General features: G+C 62.8%; 15 protein-coding genes, 1 tRNA gene and 1 pseudogene. 9 read left to right on the forward strand and 8 right to left on the reverse strand.

Annotation, left to right across the window (positions count from 1 at the left end; all coding sequences use genetic code 11):
- From ACFSNN_RS41400 to ACFSNN_RS17535, 3 genes and pseudogenes are all read right to left on the reverse strand, one after another.
- Positions 1-80 (reverse strand): annotated as a pseudogene (locus tag ACFSNN_RS41400) (lipocalin family protein); the annotation flags it as partial.
- Between the two features lie 56 nt (positions 81-136).
- Positions 137-601 carry a hypothetical protein gene (locus ACFSNN_RS17530; RefSeq protein WP_134465538.1) on the reverse strand — a complete coding sequence of 155 codons (465 nt, stop codon included), beginning with the start codon at positions 599-601 and terminating at the stop codon, positions 137-139.
- Positions 602-1,007: 406 nt separating this feature from the next.
- Positions 1,008-1,856, reverse strand: a complete 849-nt coding sequence (locus ACFSNN_RS17535) for a FadR/GntR family transcriptional regulator (protein WP_134462430.1) — start codon at positions 1,854-1,856, stop codon at positions 1,008-1,010.
- Positions 1,857-2,131: 275 nt separating this feature from the next.
- On the opposite strand from ACFSNN_RS17535, the gene ACFSNN_RS17540 reads away from it, so the two are divergent.
- The 9 genes from ACFSNN_RS17540 to dhaK all read left to right on the forward strand — a co-directional run bounded on the left by ACFSNN_RS17540 (position 2,132) and on the right by dhaK (position 11,740).
- The gene (locus ACFSNN_RS17540; RefSeq protein WP_134462433.1) at positions 2,132-3,340 is read left to right on the forward strand and encodes an ABC transporter substrate-binding protein; all 1,209 of its coding nucleotides are present in this window, start codon (positions 2,132-2,134) and stop codon (positions 3,338-3,340) included.
- Positions 3,341-3,424: 84 nt separating this feature from the next.
- Entirely contained in the window at positions 3,425-4,285 is an 861-nt protein-coding gene (locus ACFSNN_RS17545; RefSeq protein ID WP_134462436.1) for a branched-chain amino acid ABC transporter permease, read from the forward strand.
- Positions 4,282-5,337: a branched-chain amino acid ABC transporter permease gene (locus tag ACFSNN_RS17550; RefSeq protein WP_134462438.1), complete on the forward strand. Its 1,056-nt coding sequence runs from the start codon at positions 4,282-4,284 to the stop codon at positions 5,335-5,337. Before ACFSNN_RS17545 ends, ACFSNN_RS17550 begins: the two co-directional genes overlap by 4 nt.
- Complete coding sequence (locus tag ACFSNN_RS17555) at positions 5,334-6,101, forward strand: ABC transporter ATP-binding protein (RefSeq protein WP_134462441.1); 768 nt, start codon at positions 5,334-5,336, stop codon at positions 6,099-6,101. The genes ACFSNN_RS17550 and ACFSNN_RS17555 overlap by 4 nt, the downstream gene beginning before the upstream one ends.
- Positions 6,098-6,799 (forward strand): ABC transporter ATP-binding protein, encoded by a 702-nt coding sequence (locus ACFSNN_RS17560; protein WP_134462444.1) that lies wholly within the window; start codon positions 6,098-6,100, stop codon positions 6,797-6,799. Before ACFSNN_RS17555 ends, ACFSNN_RS17560 begins: the two co-directional genes overlap by 4 nt.
- 33 nt (positions 6,800-6,832) lie before the next feature.
- A complete protein-coding gene (locus ACFSNN_RS17565) occupies positions 6,833-8,113 on the forward strand; it encodes a Zn-dependent hydrolase (RefSeq protein WP_134462447.1) in 1,281 nt (426 codons plus the stop codon).
- Positions 8,110-9,600 (forward strand): M81 family metallopeptidase, encoded by a 1,491-nt coding sequence (locus ACFSNN_RS17570; RefSeq protein WP_134462450.1) that lies wholly within the window; start codon positions 8,110-8,112, stop codon positions 9,598-9,600. Before ACFSNN_RS17565 ends, ACFSNN_RS17570 begins: the two co-directional genes overlap by 4 nt.
- Positions 9,601-9,665: 65 nt before the next feature.
- Positions 9,666-9,742 (forward strand) — tRNA-Val (locus tag ACFSNN_RS17575).
- 294 nt (positions 9,743-10,036) lie between these two features.
- Positions 10,037-11,740: a dihydroxyacetone kinase subunit DhaK gene (gene dhaK, locus ACFSNN_RS17580; RefSeq protein ID WP_134462453.1), complete on the forward strand. Its 1,704-nt coding sequence runs from the start codon at positions 10,037-10,039 to the stop codon at positions 11,738-11,740.
- A 21-nt stretch (positions 11,741-11,761) separates the two neighbouring features.
- On the opposite strand, the gene ACFSNN_RS17585 is transcribed toward dhaK, so the two are convergent.
- The 5 genes from ACFSNN_RS17585 to ACFSNN_RS17605 form a co-directional block, all read right to left on the reverse strand.
- Positions 11,762-11,896, reverse strand: coding sequence for a hypothetical protein (locus ACFSNN_RS17585; RefSeq protein WP_012428369.1), 135 nt, complete (start codon positions 11,894-11,896; stop codon positions 11,762-11,764).
- Positions 11,897-11,899: 3 nt separating this feature from the next.
- On the reverse strand, positions 11,900-12,955 hold the full coding sequence (locus ACFSNN_RS17590) for a permease (RefSeq protein WP_134462456.1): 1,056 nt from the start codon (positions 12,953-12,955) through the stop codon (positions 11,900-11,902).
- A gap of 24 nt (positions 12,956-12,979) precedes the next feature.
- Complete coding sequence (mnmH, locus tag ACFSNN_RS17595; protein ID WP_134462458.1) at positions 12,980-14,047, reverse strand: tRNA 2-selenouridine(34) synthase MnmH; 1,068 nt, start codon at positions 14,045-14,047, stop codon at positions 12,980-12,982.
- Positions 14,048-14,138: 91 nt separating this feature from the next.
- Positions 14,139-15,203, reverse strand: coding sequence for a selenide, water dikinase SelD (gene selD / locus ACFSNN_RS17600; RefSeq protein ID WP_134462461.1), 1,065 nt, complete (start codon positions 15,201-15,203; stop codon positions 14,139-14,141).
- Between the two features lie 192 nt (positions 15,204-15,395).
- The gene (locus ACFSNN_RS17605; RefSeq protein WP_134462464.1) at positions 15,396-15,755 is read right to left on the reverse strand and encodes a beta-xylosidase; all 360 of its coding nucleotides are present in this window, start codon (positions 15,753-15,755) and stop codon (positions 15,396-15,398) included.
- Positions 15,756-15,932: the final 177 nt, after the last annotated feature.

Genomic DNA, 15,932 nt, shown 5'->3' on the forward strand with positions numbered 1-15,932 from the left:
AACGCGTTCGCGTAGCCCGTCAGTTCCAGATAGGCCCGTCCGACATCCACACCTTCGTGGCTTACCCGCACCGCGCCCTCCCTGCCAGAAACTCGTCGACGAGGTTTCCCTCGCCGCCCTACGTCGTCAAATCCGGCTAAGCCCGCTTACGCACCGGAGTCTGGTGCGGCACACCAGCGGTAAATCGATCGAGTCGTTCACTCGCATCAGTGATCGCCCAGAGGGGCGCGCTATGCAGCTGCCGGTCGTAATTCGTTGCGATCGTCGCAAAAAGCGCGAATCCCGTGCTGTCCAATGCCCACTTGCCGGTTTCACGGCCGATGTCGAACGCTGCCGACACCGCACGTTCCGCCCCGGCTAGTTGTTCATCGGTCGCCGAGCCGAACCCCGATTCCGCCAGAAAGCCCGTCAGCAGCATGATTTGCGTGAGCGTTTGCGCGTCGCTCATGCTGCCGGCGCCGCGGCGCAAGACGTCTAGCGCTAGATGCGCCCGCAGCGCGAGGTCGTCGGCGGTTTGCCGCGGAATCGGCAACAGCATGGCCTTGGCATGCCGCGCGCGAGCGGCGCCAGTGTGGCGGGATAACGGAATAGGTTGTGCCATGAAGGTCCAATGTTTATACCTGTGCAGATGCAATAACGGCGCGGCCCGTAAAAGATTGAGCGCCTCGTTGTGCAGGCGGTAGGCGGATCGCCTGGAAGGCCATCTGGCGGCCTTCGCCACCACACTTACGCGGAGTCTGGCGCATACGTCCGTCGGACGTGAGGGCGCGATGCCCTTCAACCTTCCTTCACTTCATGCGTGAGGCATTTCACCCACTAGGACGCCGAACGCCGCCCCGCGAGATGCCGATACTGCGACCACGTCGCAACTTCGGCTGCATGCAATACACATCAAATCATTTGCGTCTCTTCATCAGGGAAGATGACTTCTATCCGCGAGGCACCACACCTACCCAAACGAACCCGCCCCCGACCCTCAACCCACGCATAGCCTCATCACCCCAACCTCACCCAACCTCACCCTCATCCAAAACCGGCGCCACACTCCGCGCCCGCGCTCTTCGACGAATCTCCGAATCCAGGATCAAACGTCCACGCAGCTTCCCCTTCATCCGCTTCACATAGCGCGGCGCCTCGGTCATGTGGATCACCATCAACTCCCGCACCTTCTCCACATCGCGCTCACGCGCAGCCTTCGTAATCGCTTTGTGAATCTTGACGTTCGCCTGACCGAACCGCTCATGCTCCGCTTGCGGCGTGTCGTTACGAAACTCGATGAGCTGCCGGATCATTTCATTGATCAACTCGCAACTGAAGCGCAGGAACGGATTCGGATTCGCCGCCGCGAGGATGTCGTGGAAATTCACGTCTTCCTGCCGCTGCCGCACGATGTCCTTCCCGCCATGTGACGACGCCGGTTGATCACAACATGCAATGCTCGCGTCGAGCGCTTCGAAGTCCTGCTCCGTCAGGTGCGGCACGGCGCCCGCCGCGAGTTCGGGCTCCAGCAGTTTGCGCACGGTATAGATGTCGTCGATCGAAACGTCTTTGAAGAACAGGTAGTTCTGCAAAAGTTGCAACGTACGATCGAGCGGCACCTCCACCACCATACCGCCGCCGCTCGGCCCGGTGGTCACTTTGATCAGCCCTTGCACCTCGAGCGATTTCAACGCCTCGCGGATCGTGCTCTTGCTCACCGAAAAGAGTTGCTGCAACTCCACCTCGCGCGGCAGCCGGTCGCCTGGCTTCAGGTCTTTCTCGGTGATGAGCCGCTTGATTTCCTCCGCGACCAGATCGCCGCGTTTCTGCTGCTTGATCTCAATCGCGGCGCCAGCCTTGGCGCGGTCCATGGCCATATTCGATGCTCCCAGTTCGTCCTGCACGATCTTCGATCGACTCGCCGGCGCCGTTGCAGCCCGAAAGGCCGCCTCGATGCCGCCAGGAATTTTGCCTTATTGACACCAGAATTTATTGTACCTACGATCAAGTCCAACCTATTTATCATGATAAATAGAACAAAGCCGATGAGGTGGAAAACTTCACGGCGGCCAGCAAGTTCAAGTAGTCGTTCGCGCAACGCGTGCAGTTTCGTAGTCGGTCAGTGCGTGTCTCTTTCCTAAGGAGCGTCATTTTGAATCGCCGAAATATGTTGAAGCTGGCCGCGCTGTCGGCCGTTCCGGGGACGTTGGGCTCGCTGGCCGCGCGAAGCGCGTTCGCGCAGGCCGGCACCTTGCAGTTCGCCTGTCCGGTGCCGATGTCCGGTCCATTCGCAGCGAACGGCAAATACGCCGACCTCGGCATGAAGCTCGCTATCGAGCAGTACGGCAAAGTGTTGGGTCAGTCGCTCGCATACACGGTGCTAGACACGGAAGGCAAGCCCGCAACCGCTGTGCGCCGAGTGCAGGAAATCGCGCAGCAGAAGAATGCGCGCTTCTTTGCCGGAGGTATTTTGTCCTCCGAAGCATTGGCAATGGGCAAGGAAGTCCAGAAAGCAGGCGGCATTTTCATCACGACGGCCGGCGCGGACGAAATCACCGGCAAAGACTGCAACGACGCCACATTCCGCTGGTCGGTGCCGACCTACGGCGCGATCGAGCAGACGGTGCGTCCGCTGATCCAGATGATGCCCAAAGCCAAACGCTGGTACACCATCACGCCGCAATACGTGTTCGGCGACGGTTTGCTCTCGGCGGCGAAGACGATCTTCAAAGAGAAGGGCATCGAACATGTAGGCAACAGCTACCACTCGCTCAACGAGAAAGAGTTCAGCGGCTATCTGACGAACGCAGTCGCGGCGAAGCCTGACGTGCTGCTCATTCTGAACTTCGGCTCGCAATCGTCCGATACGTTGCGTCAGGCCGTGAGCTTCGGCATGAAGAACAATTGCACGATTCTGATGGCCTGGGCGTCCGGACTCGAGCAATTCGAATCGCTCGGTGCGGACCTGTGCGAAGGCGTCTATTTCGGCGCGCAGTATTGGCACGACATCGATTCGCCGCTGAACCGCGATCTCGTCAAACGCGCGAATACCGCATTCAAGGCAAACCCTAATTACAGCCTGGCAGGTTCGTATATCTGTACGAAGATCCTGCTCGACGGCATCGTGAAAGCAGGCAACGTCGACCCGAAGAAGGTAGTCGCCGCACTCGAAGGCATGAAATACGACGGTTTGACCGGCCCGGAAGAAGTCCGCAAAGGCGACCACCAGGTGCTGAAGAACTATTATCTGTTGAAGGGCAAGGCGAAGAACAAGATGAAAAACGCCGACGACTACGCGGATATCGTGAGCTCCGGCCAATCGTTCCTGCCGCTCGACAAAACCGGCTGCAAGATGGCCTGAGGCCCAAGTGCCGCACGCCGGCGCGGCACGCAGATCGCAGCACTGCATCGCGATTCCTTTCGCACCACCCTTTAGACGGACGCCATGAACGTTTATCTCCTGCAGATCGTCAACGGCATCGGAGTGGGAATGCTGTATTTCCTGCTCGCAGTCGGCTTGTCGATCGTGTTCGGCCTGCTGCGCTTCGTGAATTTCGCGCACGGTGCGTTCTATCTGCTCGGCGCGTACTTCTGCTATCAGGCGATGCAATGGTCCATGAGTTTCTGGACCGCGCTTGTAGTCGTGCCGGTCGTCGTGGGCGCGCTTGCGTGGGTCGTCGAGAAACTGATTCTGCGGCACGTCTATGCGCAGCAGCATGAGTTTCATATTCTCGTGACTGTCGGTCTCGCGCTCGTGGTGCAGGAATGCGCGATCCTGATCTGGGGACCGCTCGGCGACAACGTGGCCGTGCCCGACTTGCTGAACGGTGTGGTGATCTGGGGCAGCTTCGTGTATCCGAAGTACCGTCTCTTCGTGATCGGCTTCACGGCGGTACTGGCCGCGCTTTTGTGGTGGGTGCTGGAAGGCACGCGGCTTGGCAGCGCGGTGCGTGCGGGCAGCGAATCGACGGAGATGGTCTCGCTGCTCGGCATCAACGTGTTGCGCGTTTTCAGCCTCGTGTTCGCGCTCGGCGCCGCAACGGCCGCGTTGGCGGGCGTGCTTGCCGCGCCGATTCGCGGCGTCGATCCGTTCATGGGTATCGAGGCGCTCAGCGTCGCGTTCGTCGTGGTGGTGGTCGGCGGAATGGGTAACTTCCTTGGCGCGTTGGTGGGCGGACTGCTGGTGGGAATCGTCCAAAGCGTGATGAGCACCTTGTGGCCGGAAGGCGCGCGCTTGATGATCTACGTCGCGATGGCCGCCGTGCTATTGCTGCGACCGAACGGTCTGCTCGGGAGAGCGGCATGATCGATACATCGAAACCTATCGTGCAGAGCGCTGTTTCTACGAAGACGCAAGCCGGCCTGAAGCATTCATTACACCGTTATCGCTTCTTGTTGCTGGCGCTGCTAGTTGTGTGCATTTTGCCGCTCACGCTACGCTCGGGATCCCTCGCCACTGAAGTGCTGGTGTTCGCACTCGCCGCACTCGGTTGCAATTTGCTGTTGGGCCACACAGGTTTGCTCTCTTTCGGGCAGGGCATTTTCTTCGGGCTAGGCAGCTATTGCGCGGGACTGGTCCTGACCAAAACAGGGTTGCCAGTGTCCGTGGCATTGCTTGCGTCGGCTGTCATCGGCGCGGCGGCCGCGGCGCTGGTCGGCTGGTTTTCGATTCGTCAGCGCGGCACGTACTTCGTCATGTTGACGCTCGCATTCGGCCAACTGTTCTACTTCCTCGCCTACACCACACCCGATCTGACCGGCGGCGACAACGGCTTGCTCGACATTCCGCGCCCGGCGTTGGGACTGTTCGGCAAAGCGATCGTGCCGTTGACCTCGCCCTGGCAATACTACGGTTTCGTCGCGGTGTTGTTCCTCGTGGTGTTCTGGCTGTTGATGCGTGTCTCGCACTCCGTATTCGGCCGTACGTTGCTCGCGATTCGCGACAACGAAGCGCGCGCGGCCGCGGTCGGTTACGACATCAAGCGCTTCAAACTGATGGCGTTCGTGATCTCCGGCGCGGTCACGGGTCTGGCGGGTGCGTTGCACGCGCTGATGACCGGCATCGCGCCGCTCTCCAACATCGACTATCACACGAGCGAAATGATCCTCGTGATGACGGTGATCGGTGGCACCGGCAATCTGTTCGCCTCCGTATTGGGCGCTGCATTCTACGTGCTGTTCGCCGACTGGCTCTCCACATTGTGGCCGCGCTGGCTCTTGCTGCTCGGCATCGTGCTGATCGCCGTCAGCCTGTACATGCAGCGCGGTCTGTGGGGCATGGGCGAACGCATCTGGCAATCGCTGCGCCGTAAGCCATCCTCCAATGCAGGCAACGACGCAGACAAGGAGTCCGTATGAGCGAAGCCATTCTGCAAGCGAGCGGCGTGGTGAAGCGCTACGGCAAATTCACCGCGCTCTCCGACGTCACCTTGAACATCATGCCGCGCACGGTGCATTCCGTAATCGGACCGAACGGCGCGGGAAAAACCACGCTGTTTCACGTGTTGACCGGCACGCTGCCTATCACCGAGGGCAAGATCGTTTTCGACGGCCATGATGTCACGCGCGAGCCGGATCATAAACGCGTACGGCGAGGCGTCGCGCGTTCGTTTCAGGTGACGAGCCTGTTTGCCAATCTGAGCGTGCGAGAAAATCTGCGGCTTGCCGCGCAAGGTGTGGACGCAGTGCGCGCGGTGAATGCGTGGACGCCGCCGCACGGCGCGATCACGCATGCGGACATCGTCGATAGCGTGCTTGAACGGCTCGCGTTGCAGCGTTTCAGCGAGGTATCGGCAGGCGCGCTTTCGCACGGCCAGCAGCGGCGGCTCGAAGTCGGCATGGCGCTCGCCGCGCGGCCCAAGGCGATCTTTCTCGACGAGCCGACCTCAGGCATGGGTATCGACGACCTCGACGACATGAAACAGCTGATTCGCGGCCTGCGCGACGATTACACAGTCGTGCTGATCGAACACAACATGGGCATCGTGATGGACATCTCCGACACGATCACCGTCATGCAGCAAGGGCGCGTGCTGGTGGAAGGGCGCCCCGACGACATTCGCGGCGACGAGCGCGTACGCAGCGCCTATCTCGGCAACATGATCACCGGAGGCCGCGCATGATTCTCGACGTGCAGCAGATTCACGGCTTCTACGGCAAGAGCCACATTCTGCAAGGCGTCTCCTTGCAGATCAACGATGGTGAAACGGTCACGCTATTGGGCCGCAACGGCGCCGGCAAATCGACCACGCTGAAAGCGATTGCAGGCGTCGTCACGCCGCAGCGCGGCACGGTCACGTTCAACGGCGCCAGGATCAGCGGTATGCCGCCGCACAAGATCGCATCGCGAGGCGTTTGTTTCGTGCCCGAGCATCGCGGCATCTTTCGTCTGCTCACGGTCGAAGAAAACTTGCGGCTCGGTGCGCGCAAAGATTCGCCGTGGCAACTCGACGACATCTACCGCATTTTTCCGCGCTTAAAGGAGCGACGCACGAACGGAGGCGCACAGCTATCCGGCGGCGAACAGCAGATGCTTGCAATCGGCCGCGCGCTGATGAATCACCCGCGTTTGCTGATGCTCGATGAACCTGTCGAAGGCCTCGCGCCGGTGATCGTCGAGGAAATCGTCGCGCAGCTCAAGCTGATCCGCGAGGCGGGCGTGGCGATTTTGCTGGTCGAGCAGAATCTCGAAGTGTGCACGCAACTCGCGGATCGCCACTACATCATCGAACAGGGCGTGATCGTCTATGCGGGCGACAACGCGTCGTTTGCGGCGGACGACTCGATCAAGGACCGTTATCTCGGCGTCGGCGTGGTCTGACGCGCACTCAGTCTTCAACACGAGGAAGCATCGATGCAAGTTCATGAATCAACAACCGTCGCGACGTTCGCCGATCTGCGAGTCGACGGCGCGCGGCTCTGGGACAGTCTCATGCAACTCGCGCGAATCGGCGCCACCGAGAAAGGCGGTGTGTGCCGGCTCGCACTCACGGAACTGGACCGCGAGGCACGTGACCTTTTTATCGCGTGGACGAAGGAGATCGGCTGCAGCGTTCGGGTGGACGCAATCGGTAACATCTTCGCGCGCCGCGCCGGTTTGCGCGACGATCTGCCGCCAGTGATGACCGGCAGTCATATCGATACTCAGCCTACCGGTGGCAAATTCGACGGCAATTATGGCGTGCTCGCGGGACTCGAAGTGCTGCGCACGCTAACTGACGCCAACGTGCAGACGCTTGCACCGCTGGAAGTCGCGGTGTGGACCAATGAAGAGGGCTCGCGATTCGTGCCGGTGATGATGGGTTCCGGCGTGTTCGCCGGCGCATTCACCCTGGAGCATGCGCTCGAACAACACGATCGTGGGGGCATCACGGTACGCGACGCGCTGTCTCGCATCGGATATGCCGGTGAAATCACAAAACCGCATGCGGTAGGCGCTTATTTCGAAGCCCATATCGAACAAGGCCCCGTGCTGGAAGCACACGACAAAACAATCGGCGTGGTACAAGGCGCGCTCGGTCAACGCTGGTACGACGTGACGGTGCACGGCATGGAAGCGCACGCCGGCCCGACGCCAATGGAATTGCGGCGCGACGCGCTGCTCGTCGCAGCCGATCTGATTCACGCCGTCAACCGCATTGCGCTGGATCATGCGCCTCACGGTCGCGGCACGGTCGGCTGGCTCGACGTGCATCCGAACTCGCGCAATGTAATTCCAGGCCGCGTGACACTCACCGTCGATCTGCGCGCGGCCGACGACGCCACGCTCACCGCAATGGATAGCGCATTGCGCGCCGCATGCACAATGGCGAGTGAAAACACCGGCATCACGGTGGACGTCGAACAGGTGGTGTATTTCCCGCCGCAACCGTTCGCCGCTGAACTGGTCGGCGCCGTGAAGCAGGGCGCGGACACGCTCGGCTTTTCGTCGATGGACGTGATCAGCGGCGCCGGCCACGACGCCGTCTATCTCGCGAGAGTCGCGCCCGCGGCGATGATCTTCGTGCCGTGCAAAGACGGTATCAGCCACAACGAAATCGAAGACGCGCGAGCGGATCATCTCGAAGCCGGTTGCAACGTGCTGTTGCAGGCCATGCTGAACGCCGCGCAGAAAGCGGGGAGCGCGGCCGCATGAAGATCCTCATCGCGCGGATGAATCACGAGACCAATACGTTTTCGCCGGTGGCCACGCCGTTGGCGGCATTCGGCCGTGACGGGCCGAGCTACGGCGAAGACGCGTTCAACGACAACAAAGGCATGCAGACAGCGATGGCCGCGTTCATCGACGCAGCCGAACGTGAGCATGCCGACATCGTCACGCCTGTGTCGGCGTCGGCGAATCCGAGCGGGCCGGTCGAGGCCGCCGCTTACGATGCGATCTGCGAGGTGATCGTGTCGGCCGCCGCGGGTTGCGACGCCGTCATGCTCGATCTGCACGGCGCGATGGTCGCCGAGAATTCGAACGACGGCGAAGGCGATTTGCTCGAACGCGTGCGCGCTCTGTTGCCGGATGCGCCGATTGCCGTCGCGCTCGACTTGCACGGCAACGTCACGCAAAAGATGATCGACAACGCCGACGTTATCGTCAGCTTCAAGACCTATCCGCACGTCGATATGTACGAGACCGGCGCGCACGCGGCGCGTCTGATGTTCGACATGGTTCGCGGTAAGGCGAAGCCTGTGATCGCCTGGCGCCGGCCGCCGCTGCTCACGCACACGCTGCGCAGCGCGACTGCCGAAGGCGCGATGAAGCGCGCCGTCGACGCCGCGCGCGCGGCCGAGACCGAAGGCATGCTCGCGGCGTCGGTGCTGTCCGGCTTCTCGCTCGCCGATATCGAGGCACCATGCATCAGCGTCGTGGTGGTGGGCGACGGCGATCCCGAGCAAGCCGAAGCGGTCGCGGAACGGATCGCGCGGCAGATCTGGAACGAGCGCGAAGATTTCGTATACCGCAGCGCGCCGCTCGCTGAATCTGTCGCGCAAGCCGCCGCGCTCGCGGTGGATGCCGACAAGCCCGTGCTCCTGCTCGATCACGGCGACAACTGCATGTCGGGCGGCACGTGCGACACGATGGATCTGCTCGAAGAAGCCTTGAAGCAGAAGCTCGAAGGCATCGTGAGCGGGCCGTTGTGCGATCCGCAAGCGGTCGCGGCGTTGATGTCGGCGGGCGTCGGCAGCACGGTGACGGTGACCATCGGCAACAAGGTCGCGAGCGATGCGCTCAAGCCGCGTCCGCCGCTCGCCGTGACCGGCGTGGTGCGCGCGCTGACCGACGGCGAGTACGTGATCAGCGGCCCGACGTACACCGGCCAGCGCGCCTTCATGGGACGCGCCGCGGTCCTCGACACGGGCACCGTCAAACTCGTGATGACCGAGCGCACGCACGAACCGTGGGACCTCGGCGTGTTCGAGAGTGTCGGCATCGATCCGCGTCGCGCGCGTTTCCTGTTGCTCAAATCGCGCATGTACTGCCGCCCGGTGTTCGTGCCGATTGCGGCGGCGCTGGTGGATTGCGACAGCCGCGGCGTGACGAGTTCGGATTACGGCCTGTTCGCTTTCAGGCAGGTGAAGCGGCCGGTTTATCCGCTGGATACGCAGACCGAGTGGGCATCGGCGAATTGAATCGATAGAACTGCCGTCAAGGGCTTGTGCTGAGCGTGCGGGTTCTCTATAATTCGCGCCTCTAAAGGCTCGTAGCTCAGTTGGTTAGAGCACCACCTTGACATGGTGGGGGTCGTTGGTTCGAATCCAATCGAGCCTACCAACGCATCCGTGACGTAGACGAAAGCGGTTTCGCTTTCGTCTACTGTCAGGTTCTCGCATCATCTCGGCGCATGGTCCATGTGTGCCGCTGTCCTGTCCACTTTCTCCGCTATATTCCCTTGAGCTAGACGCACCGTCACGCGTTCGCCGTAAATGCCTTTGTACGTCCAGCGTTCGCCGTATCGCGTCCTCATTCGCCAATGCGCGGTACAGTTAAGCCTTCTGGTTTCGCCACTGAATAAACTGCCGTCGGCGCGCGACGCAAGCGCGGGCAGCTTAAAAGGAAGCTGACGCAATGAAGAAGCTCATCAACGAGGTGTCCTCGGTCGTTCCGGACATGCTCGACGGACTCGCGGCGCTCAACCCCAATCTCTCCCTGTTGCAAGGCGGCACGATCGTCGTGCGCGCGGATGCCGAGGCCGCTGCGGCGCGCGGCGAAGTCGCGCTGATCTCGGGCGGCGGCTCGGGCCACGAGCCCGCGCATGGCGGCTATGTGGGCTCCGGCATGCTGAGCGCGGCGGTCGCGGGTGAAGTCTTCACGTCGCCGTCCACTGACGCCGTGCTCGATGCGATCCGCGCGGTGGCCGGCGCCGCGGGTGCATTGCTGATCGTGAAGAACTACACGGGCGACCGTTTCAACTTCGGCCTCGCGGCGGAGATTGCGCGCGCCGAAGGCATTCCCACGGAAATGGCGATCGTCGCCGACGACGTCGCGCTGACGGCAAGTGGCGATCACGCGGGTCGTCGCGGGTTGGCGGGAACCATACTCGTTCACAAGATAGCGGGCGCGGCAGCGGCAGCGGGGCGCCCGTTGACGGAAGTCGCGCAGATCGCCCGTGACGTGGCGGCTTCGCTCGGCACGATGGGTGTCGCGCTTACCGCGTGCACGGTGCCGGCCGCGGGCAAGCCGGGCTTCGAACTGGCCGACGGTGAGATTGAATGGGGACTCGGCATTCACGGCGAACCGGGCGTGGAGCGCGGCGCGCTGGAACCCGCTAACGCGATTGTCGAGAAACTGCTGGCGAAGATCGTCGGCGACCTGCCGTTGCAAACCGGTGAGCGGGTGGCGTTGCTGGTGAACAATCTGGGCGGCACGCCTTCGAGCGAATTGAGTATCGTGGCCGGCTCCGCGCTGCATTGTCTGGCGGAGCGCGGCATCGAGGTTGAACGCGCATGGGCCGGCACGTTCCTGAGCGCGCTGGAAATGGCGGGCGTCTCGCTGACGCTGCTGCGCGTGGACGACGAACGGCTCGCATGGCTCGACGCCGCCACGCATACCAGCGCGTGGCCCGCGCTGAGCGGCCGCGTCGCGCAGGTTTCCGTGCGCCCTGCGCCTGCCGAGCCGGAGCGCGCAAGCGGTGCGACGCTGTCGCGTGAGGCGACCTTGCGCCGCGTGATCGAAGCCGTTTGCGCTTGCCTGCTGAAAGCCGAGCCCACGTTGACGGACATGGATCAGCGCGTCGGCGACGGCGATCTCGGCATCAGTCTGTCGCGGGGCGCCCGCGCGATCCTTCACGAGCTCGATGGCTATCCGGCTGAGACGACGCCCGGCGCCGTATTGCGCAGCATGTCGGCGACGTTGCGCCGCGTGGTGGGCGGCACGTCCGGCCCGCTTTACTCGGTGATGCTGGTGCGCGCGGCGCTCGCGCTCGAACAGTCGGGCGGATCGACGCCGAAAGAATGGGCGGTGGCGTTCAGTGCGGGTGTCGACGGTTTGATGGAACTGGGTGGTGCGCGTCCGGGCGATCGCACGATGGTCGATGCATTGAAGCCGGCCGCCGACGCGCTGCAGTCCGCTCTCGCACGCGCGGATGCATTAAATGCCGCGTTGCAAGCGGCCGTCGACGCGGCGAGCGCAGGCGCATCGCAGACGGCGTCGATGCATCCACGGCGTGGGCGTTCGAGTTATGTCGGCGATCGCGTGCTAGGTCACGTGGATCCTGGCGCGCATGCGGTGGCGTTGTGGCTCGCCGCGATTCGCGAGGCGCTTGCGGCGTAGGCGAGGAATTTCAGCGCGCGGTCACGGACGAAGCAGATCGAACCCGGCCAGCGTAACCACACCGCTCACCACGATCAGCGCCACCGAATGCTGTCCGAAGTAAAGCAGGCCGGCCGCCGACCAGCACGTCAAGGCAAATGCGGCAATACGTTTCATGCTTCAAAACCCCAAGGCTACCGCCAGCAATCCGCTGATCACGCCGCACACCACGACGGCCAACGCCACGACCGTCAGCACGCGCCGCGGAAACGAGCGTCCGAGCATGGCCATGGACGGTACGCTGATCAGCGGCAGCGTCATCAGCAACGCGCCTGCCGGCCCGGCCGCCATGCCGAACGAGAGCATGGCCTGGATGATCGGCACTTCGCCCGCGGTCGGAATCACAAACAGCGCGCCGGCGATGGCCAGCGCGACGATCCACAGCAGGCTGTTGTCGATCTCCGGTCCGACATGCGGAAACAGCCACGTGCGCGCCGCGCCGAGAATCAGCACCAGCACGATGTATTCGGGAACGAGCCGCAGCGTCATCGTGCCGAGGATTTTCACCCAGCGTGCGAAAGCGGTGCCGGGCACATCGACAGCGACCAGTTGCGCGATCGCTTCGCGCGACGCTTCGGCTTCCTTCGGTGTCACCATGCGGTTCACCAGATACCCGAGGCCGAACACCATTACGATGCCCAAGGCGAGGCGCAAGCCCATCCACTGCCAGCCGAGCACGAAGCCCATGAAGATCAGCGTAGCCGGATTCAAGGCGGTATTGCCGAGCCAGAATGCGATCGCCGCGCCCGGCGCCGCCTGACGCGCCCGCAAACCCGCTACCACCGGCGCCGCGCAGCACGTGCACATCATGCCCGGCAACGATAGCAAGCCACCCTTCACCACGCTGCTGAAATCGGTCCGGCCGAGTGCGCGCGCGACCCATTGCGGCGGAATCAGCGCCTGCACCGCGGAGCCGAGCAGCAGCCCGAGCACCATGGCTTGCCAGATCGCTTTGCCGTAGGCGAGGGCGTAGTCGATGGCGGACTGCCACGACGCGGCCGGCGCGCTCGCCGACGTGCCCATCAGGATCGACTTGCCGATGGAGTGCTGGCTCGCGGCCACGAACGCCCGGTTGTAGTACGGGAACCACTTCACGTAAAAGAGGCCGACCACGGCGATCAGCAGAAAGACGATCCAGCCTAGCGCGACTCGCGGTTGTCGAAGGGTTGATTGCATAGTGGTCTTGAACGTTGGTTTTAATCAGACGACAGCGAGTGCGCTGCTGTCGAGCTCAGCAAGCAGTGCCTTCGCCTGGTCGACGACATCGGCGTCGTTGGGACGGAAATTCCATTGCAATGCGCGCGCCAACTGGATGAAATGCTGACGGCTGCTACGCGCATACGCCGGATCGTAATGCCGCTCGATCAACTCGTGCGCGAGGTCGGCGCGCCGGTTGTCGTCGACGAGCTGCTGCCAACCCGTGACACGTTCGCGGCTATGCAAACCGATCATTCGTTGCAACTGTCCCTTGAGTGACTCGGGATCGTCGAACAGATGGGCATAGTCGTGCAGCAGGAACGCCGCGCGATCTTCGGGGTTCGAGATTACCTCGACGCAGCGGCCCTGATGAAACGTGTCGAGCAGCGCGAGCGGCAGCGCGATGGAGCCGATGCGCCGGCTCTCGGCTTCCACGAACACCGGCCGTGCCGGATCGAATGTGCGCAGCGCGCTCACGAGCAGCGTATCGAAACGCTTCTGCGACGGCTGCGGCACGCCGGCCCAGGCGCCGAGCAACGAGCCGCGATGCGCCGCCAGCGCTTCGAGATCCAGCGTCTGCGCGCCCGCGGTGTTCAGGGCCGCGAGCAGGCGCGTCTTGCCGCTGCCGGTCGGGCCGACCAGCGCGATGTAGGAGAAGGCCTTCGGCAGGGTAACGAGCGTGTCCAGCGTGGCGCGCCGATAGGTCTTGTAGCCGCCTTCGAGTTGGCGCGCCTGCCAGCCGATCATATTGAACAGCGTGGTGACCGAACCTGAGCGTTTGCCGCCGCGCCAGCAATAGATCAGCGGCCGCCAGTTGCGCGGCCGGTCGGCGAACGTCGTCTCCAGGTGGTGCGCGATATTGCGCGCGACCAGCGCCGCGCCCATGCGCGTGGCTTCGAACGGCGATACCTGCTTGTATGTCGTGCCGACCAGCACGCGCTCTTCGTTGCTCAGCACCGGCGCGTTGAGCGCGCCTGGAATATGGTCTTCCGCAAACTCGAGAGGCGTGCGCACATCGATGATTTCGTCGAAATCACCGGCATGTTCGAGGCTGGCGAGTAGGTTTTTCAAGGACTTGGGGACACAACGTGCCGGCTGCGGCGGGATGAAATTATCGCACGCGTCGGGAATGCCGATCGCATTTCCTCCGGCCGCTCGCGGCTCAGATAACCTCGACGCGTCCTTCTCCACTCACCATCTCGCCGATCACGCACGCCTCGCCGAACCCGTCGGCGCGGAACAGCGCGAGCACTTCGTCGACGGCTTGCGGTGCGCACGAGACCAGCAGGCCGCCCGAGGTTTGCGGGTCGGTGAGCAGCGTGCGCGCCGTCGCGGACAATGAGGATGGCAAAACGATGTTTTTACCGTATGCGTCCCAGTTGCGCCCTGAAGCGCCGGTAAAAATGCCGGCTTCCGCGAGGCTCACCACGTCCGGCAACCACGGCAGATCCGCGTAGCGCACACGAGCGGTGAGGTTCGAGCCGCGCGCCAGTTCCAGTGTATGGCCGAGCAGGCCGAAACCTGTGATATCCGTGAGCGCATGCACGCCGTCGAGTCTGGATAGGTCCGCGCCCGGCCGGTTGAGCCTGGTCGTTGCGCCGATCATGGCGGCGTAGCCCGCGGCGTCGAGCCGGTCTTTCTTCAGGGCTGCCGAGAGAATGCCCACGCCCAGCGGCTTGCCGAGGATCAGCACATCGCCGGCTTGCGCGCCCGCGTTGCGTTTGACTCGCTTCGGGTCGACCACGCCGATGGCGACGAGGCCGTAGATCGGCTCGACCGAATCGATCGAATGACCGCCGGCGAGCGGGATGCCGGCTTCGGCGCACACGGATTCGCCGCCCTTCAGCACGGCTGCGATCACATCGTGCGGCAGCACGTTGATCGGCATGCCGACGATGGCCAGCGCCATGATCGGCTTGCCGCCCATGGCATAGACGTCGGACAGCGCGTTGGTCGCGGCGATGCGGCCGAAGTCGAACGGATCGTCGACGATCGGCATGAAGAAGTCGGTCGTGGCGACGATCGCCTGTTCGTCGTTGAGCTTGTAGACGGCGGCGTCGTCGGCTGTGTCGTTGCCGACCAGCAGATCGGGAAAAAACGGCAGTGGCGCGCTGCGTTTGAGCAGGTCGGCGAGCAGGCCCGGCGCGATTTTGCAGCCGCAACCGCCGCCGTGCGACAGACTGGTCAGACGGGGCGACGCGCTTGCGTGGCTTGGGGTATTGGTCATTATGGCGGGCATTTCAGGCGACGAATGACCGCCATTATGATGGTTGTTCGGGCAATGCGCAGAGACGGCGGTCGTCGAACGAGCCGGGCAGAGCGTGAAAAACGTCGTCGATTCTTCTGAAGTTACCTATGACGCGCGGCGTGCTCGTCATGCGCTTGCTGTAATAGAGCGTGTCGCAAAGCCGGGCAATCGTTATTTATTGCTGCCCGCGCCGGTACCGTAGAGCCCATTATCGAAGCCGCCCGCGCCTTGGGGCTTGTGACCCTGCCCGCCCGTCTTGCCGCGCGTGTTCGCCGAACCGCCGTCCTTGGTCTGTGGCTTATGCGATTCATGAACTGCCGAGGCGGACGAATCGGGCGCCGATCCCATCGAAGAAGTGCGGTTCTCCTGCTGCGACGAGCCGCTGCCTTGCGTGATCTGGGCGACGCCGTGCGAACTCAGCACGAGCATCGCGCCACCCAGCGCAAGGGACACTGCACCAACTGCGGCACGCCGCTTCATAACGCCGTACATCGTGCCCGCGGAAGAAAACGTGAAAAGTGGATGGGTCATAAGTGCGCCAAAGGTCAGGAGTAAGCGTCAAGCAACTGCCTCCTGCCAGCAATAACAGTGCCTCGATCGATGAAACCGGCTGTGGTAATTCCTATTTTTAGTTGCACTGTAGAAGGTACAACTCCTCGCTGCAGGATTTCATACCGCTCTCTATAATCATTATCAGTGTCCCCATAA

The sequence above is a fragment of the Paraburkholderia dipogonis genome, assembly GCF_042680985.1.
In the GTDB taxonomy this organism is placed as follows: Bacteria; Pseudomonadota; Gammaproteobacteria; order Burkholderiales; family Burkholderiaceae; genus Paraburkholderia; species Paraburkholderia phytofirmans.

What these genes read in the sequence shown, in the direction of transcription:
- ACFSNN_RS17535 (WP_134462430.1), bottom strand. Translation starts at nt 1,856, where the DNA reads ATGGCCATGGACCGCGCCAAGGCTGGCGCCGCGATTGAGATCAAGCAG.
- ACFSNN_RS17550 (WP_134462438.1), top strand. Translation starts at nt 4,282, where the DNA reads ATGATCGATACATCGAAACCTATCGTGCAGAGCGCTGTTTCTACGAAG.
- ACFSNN_RS17565 (WP_134462447.1), top strand. Translation starts at nt 6,833, where the DNA reads ATGCAAGTTCATGAATCAACAACCGTCGCGACGTTCGCCGATCTGCGA.
- ACFSNN_RS17555 (WP_134462441.1), top strand. Translation starts at nt 5,334, where the DNA reads ATGAGCGAAGCCATTCTGCAAGCGAGCGGCGTGGTGAAGCGCTACGGC.
- ACFSNN_RS17530 (WP_134465538.1), bottom strand. Translation starts at nt 601, where the DNA reads ATGGCACAACCTATTCCGTTATCCCGCCACACTGGCGCCGCTCGCGCG.
- ACFSNN_RS17570 (WP_134462450.1), top strand. Translation starts at nt 8,110, where the DNA reads ATGAAGATCCTCATCGCGCGGATGAATCACGAGACCAATACGTTTTCG.
- ACFSNN_RS17590 (WP_134462456.1), bottom strand. Translation starts at nt 12,955, where the DNA reads ATGCAATCAACCCTTCGACAACCGCGAGTCGCGCTAGGCTGGATCGTC.
- ACFSNN_RS17605 (WP_134462464.1), bottom strand. Translation starts at nt 15,755, where the DNA reads ATGACCCATCCACTTTTCACGTTTTCTTCCGCGGGCACGATGTACGGC.
- ACFSNN_RS17545 (WP_134462436.1), top strand. Translation starts at nt 3,425, where the DNA reads ATGAACGTTTATCTCCTGCAGATCGTCAACGGCATCGGAGTGGGAATG.
- dhaK (WP_134462453.1), top strand. Translation starts at nt 10,037, where the DNA reads ATGAAGAAGCTCATCAACGAGGTGTCCTCGGTCGTTCCGGACATGCTC.
- ACFSNN_RS17560 (WP_134462444.1), top strand. Translation starts at nt 6,098, where the DNA reads ATGATTCTCGACGTGCAGCAGATTCACGGCTTCTACGGCAAGAGCCAC.
- selD (WP_134462461.1), bottom strand. Translation starts at nt 15,203, where the DNA reads ATGACCAATACCCCAAGCCACGCAAGCGCGTCGCCCCGTCTGACCAGT.
- ACFSNN_RS17585 (WP_012428369.1), bottom strand. Translation starts at nt 11,896, where the DNA reads ATGAAACGTATTGCCGCATTTGCCTTGACGTGCTGGTCGGCGGCCGGC.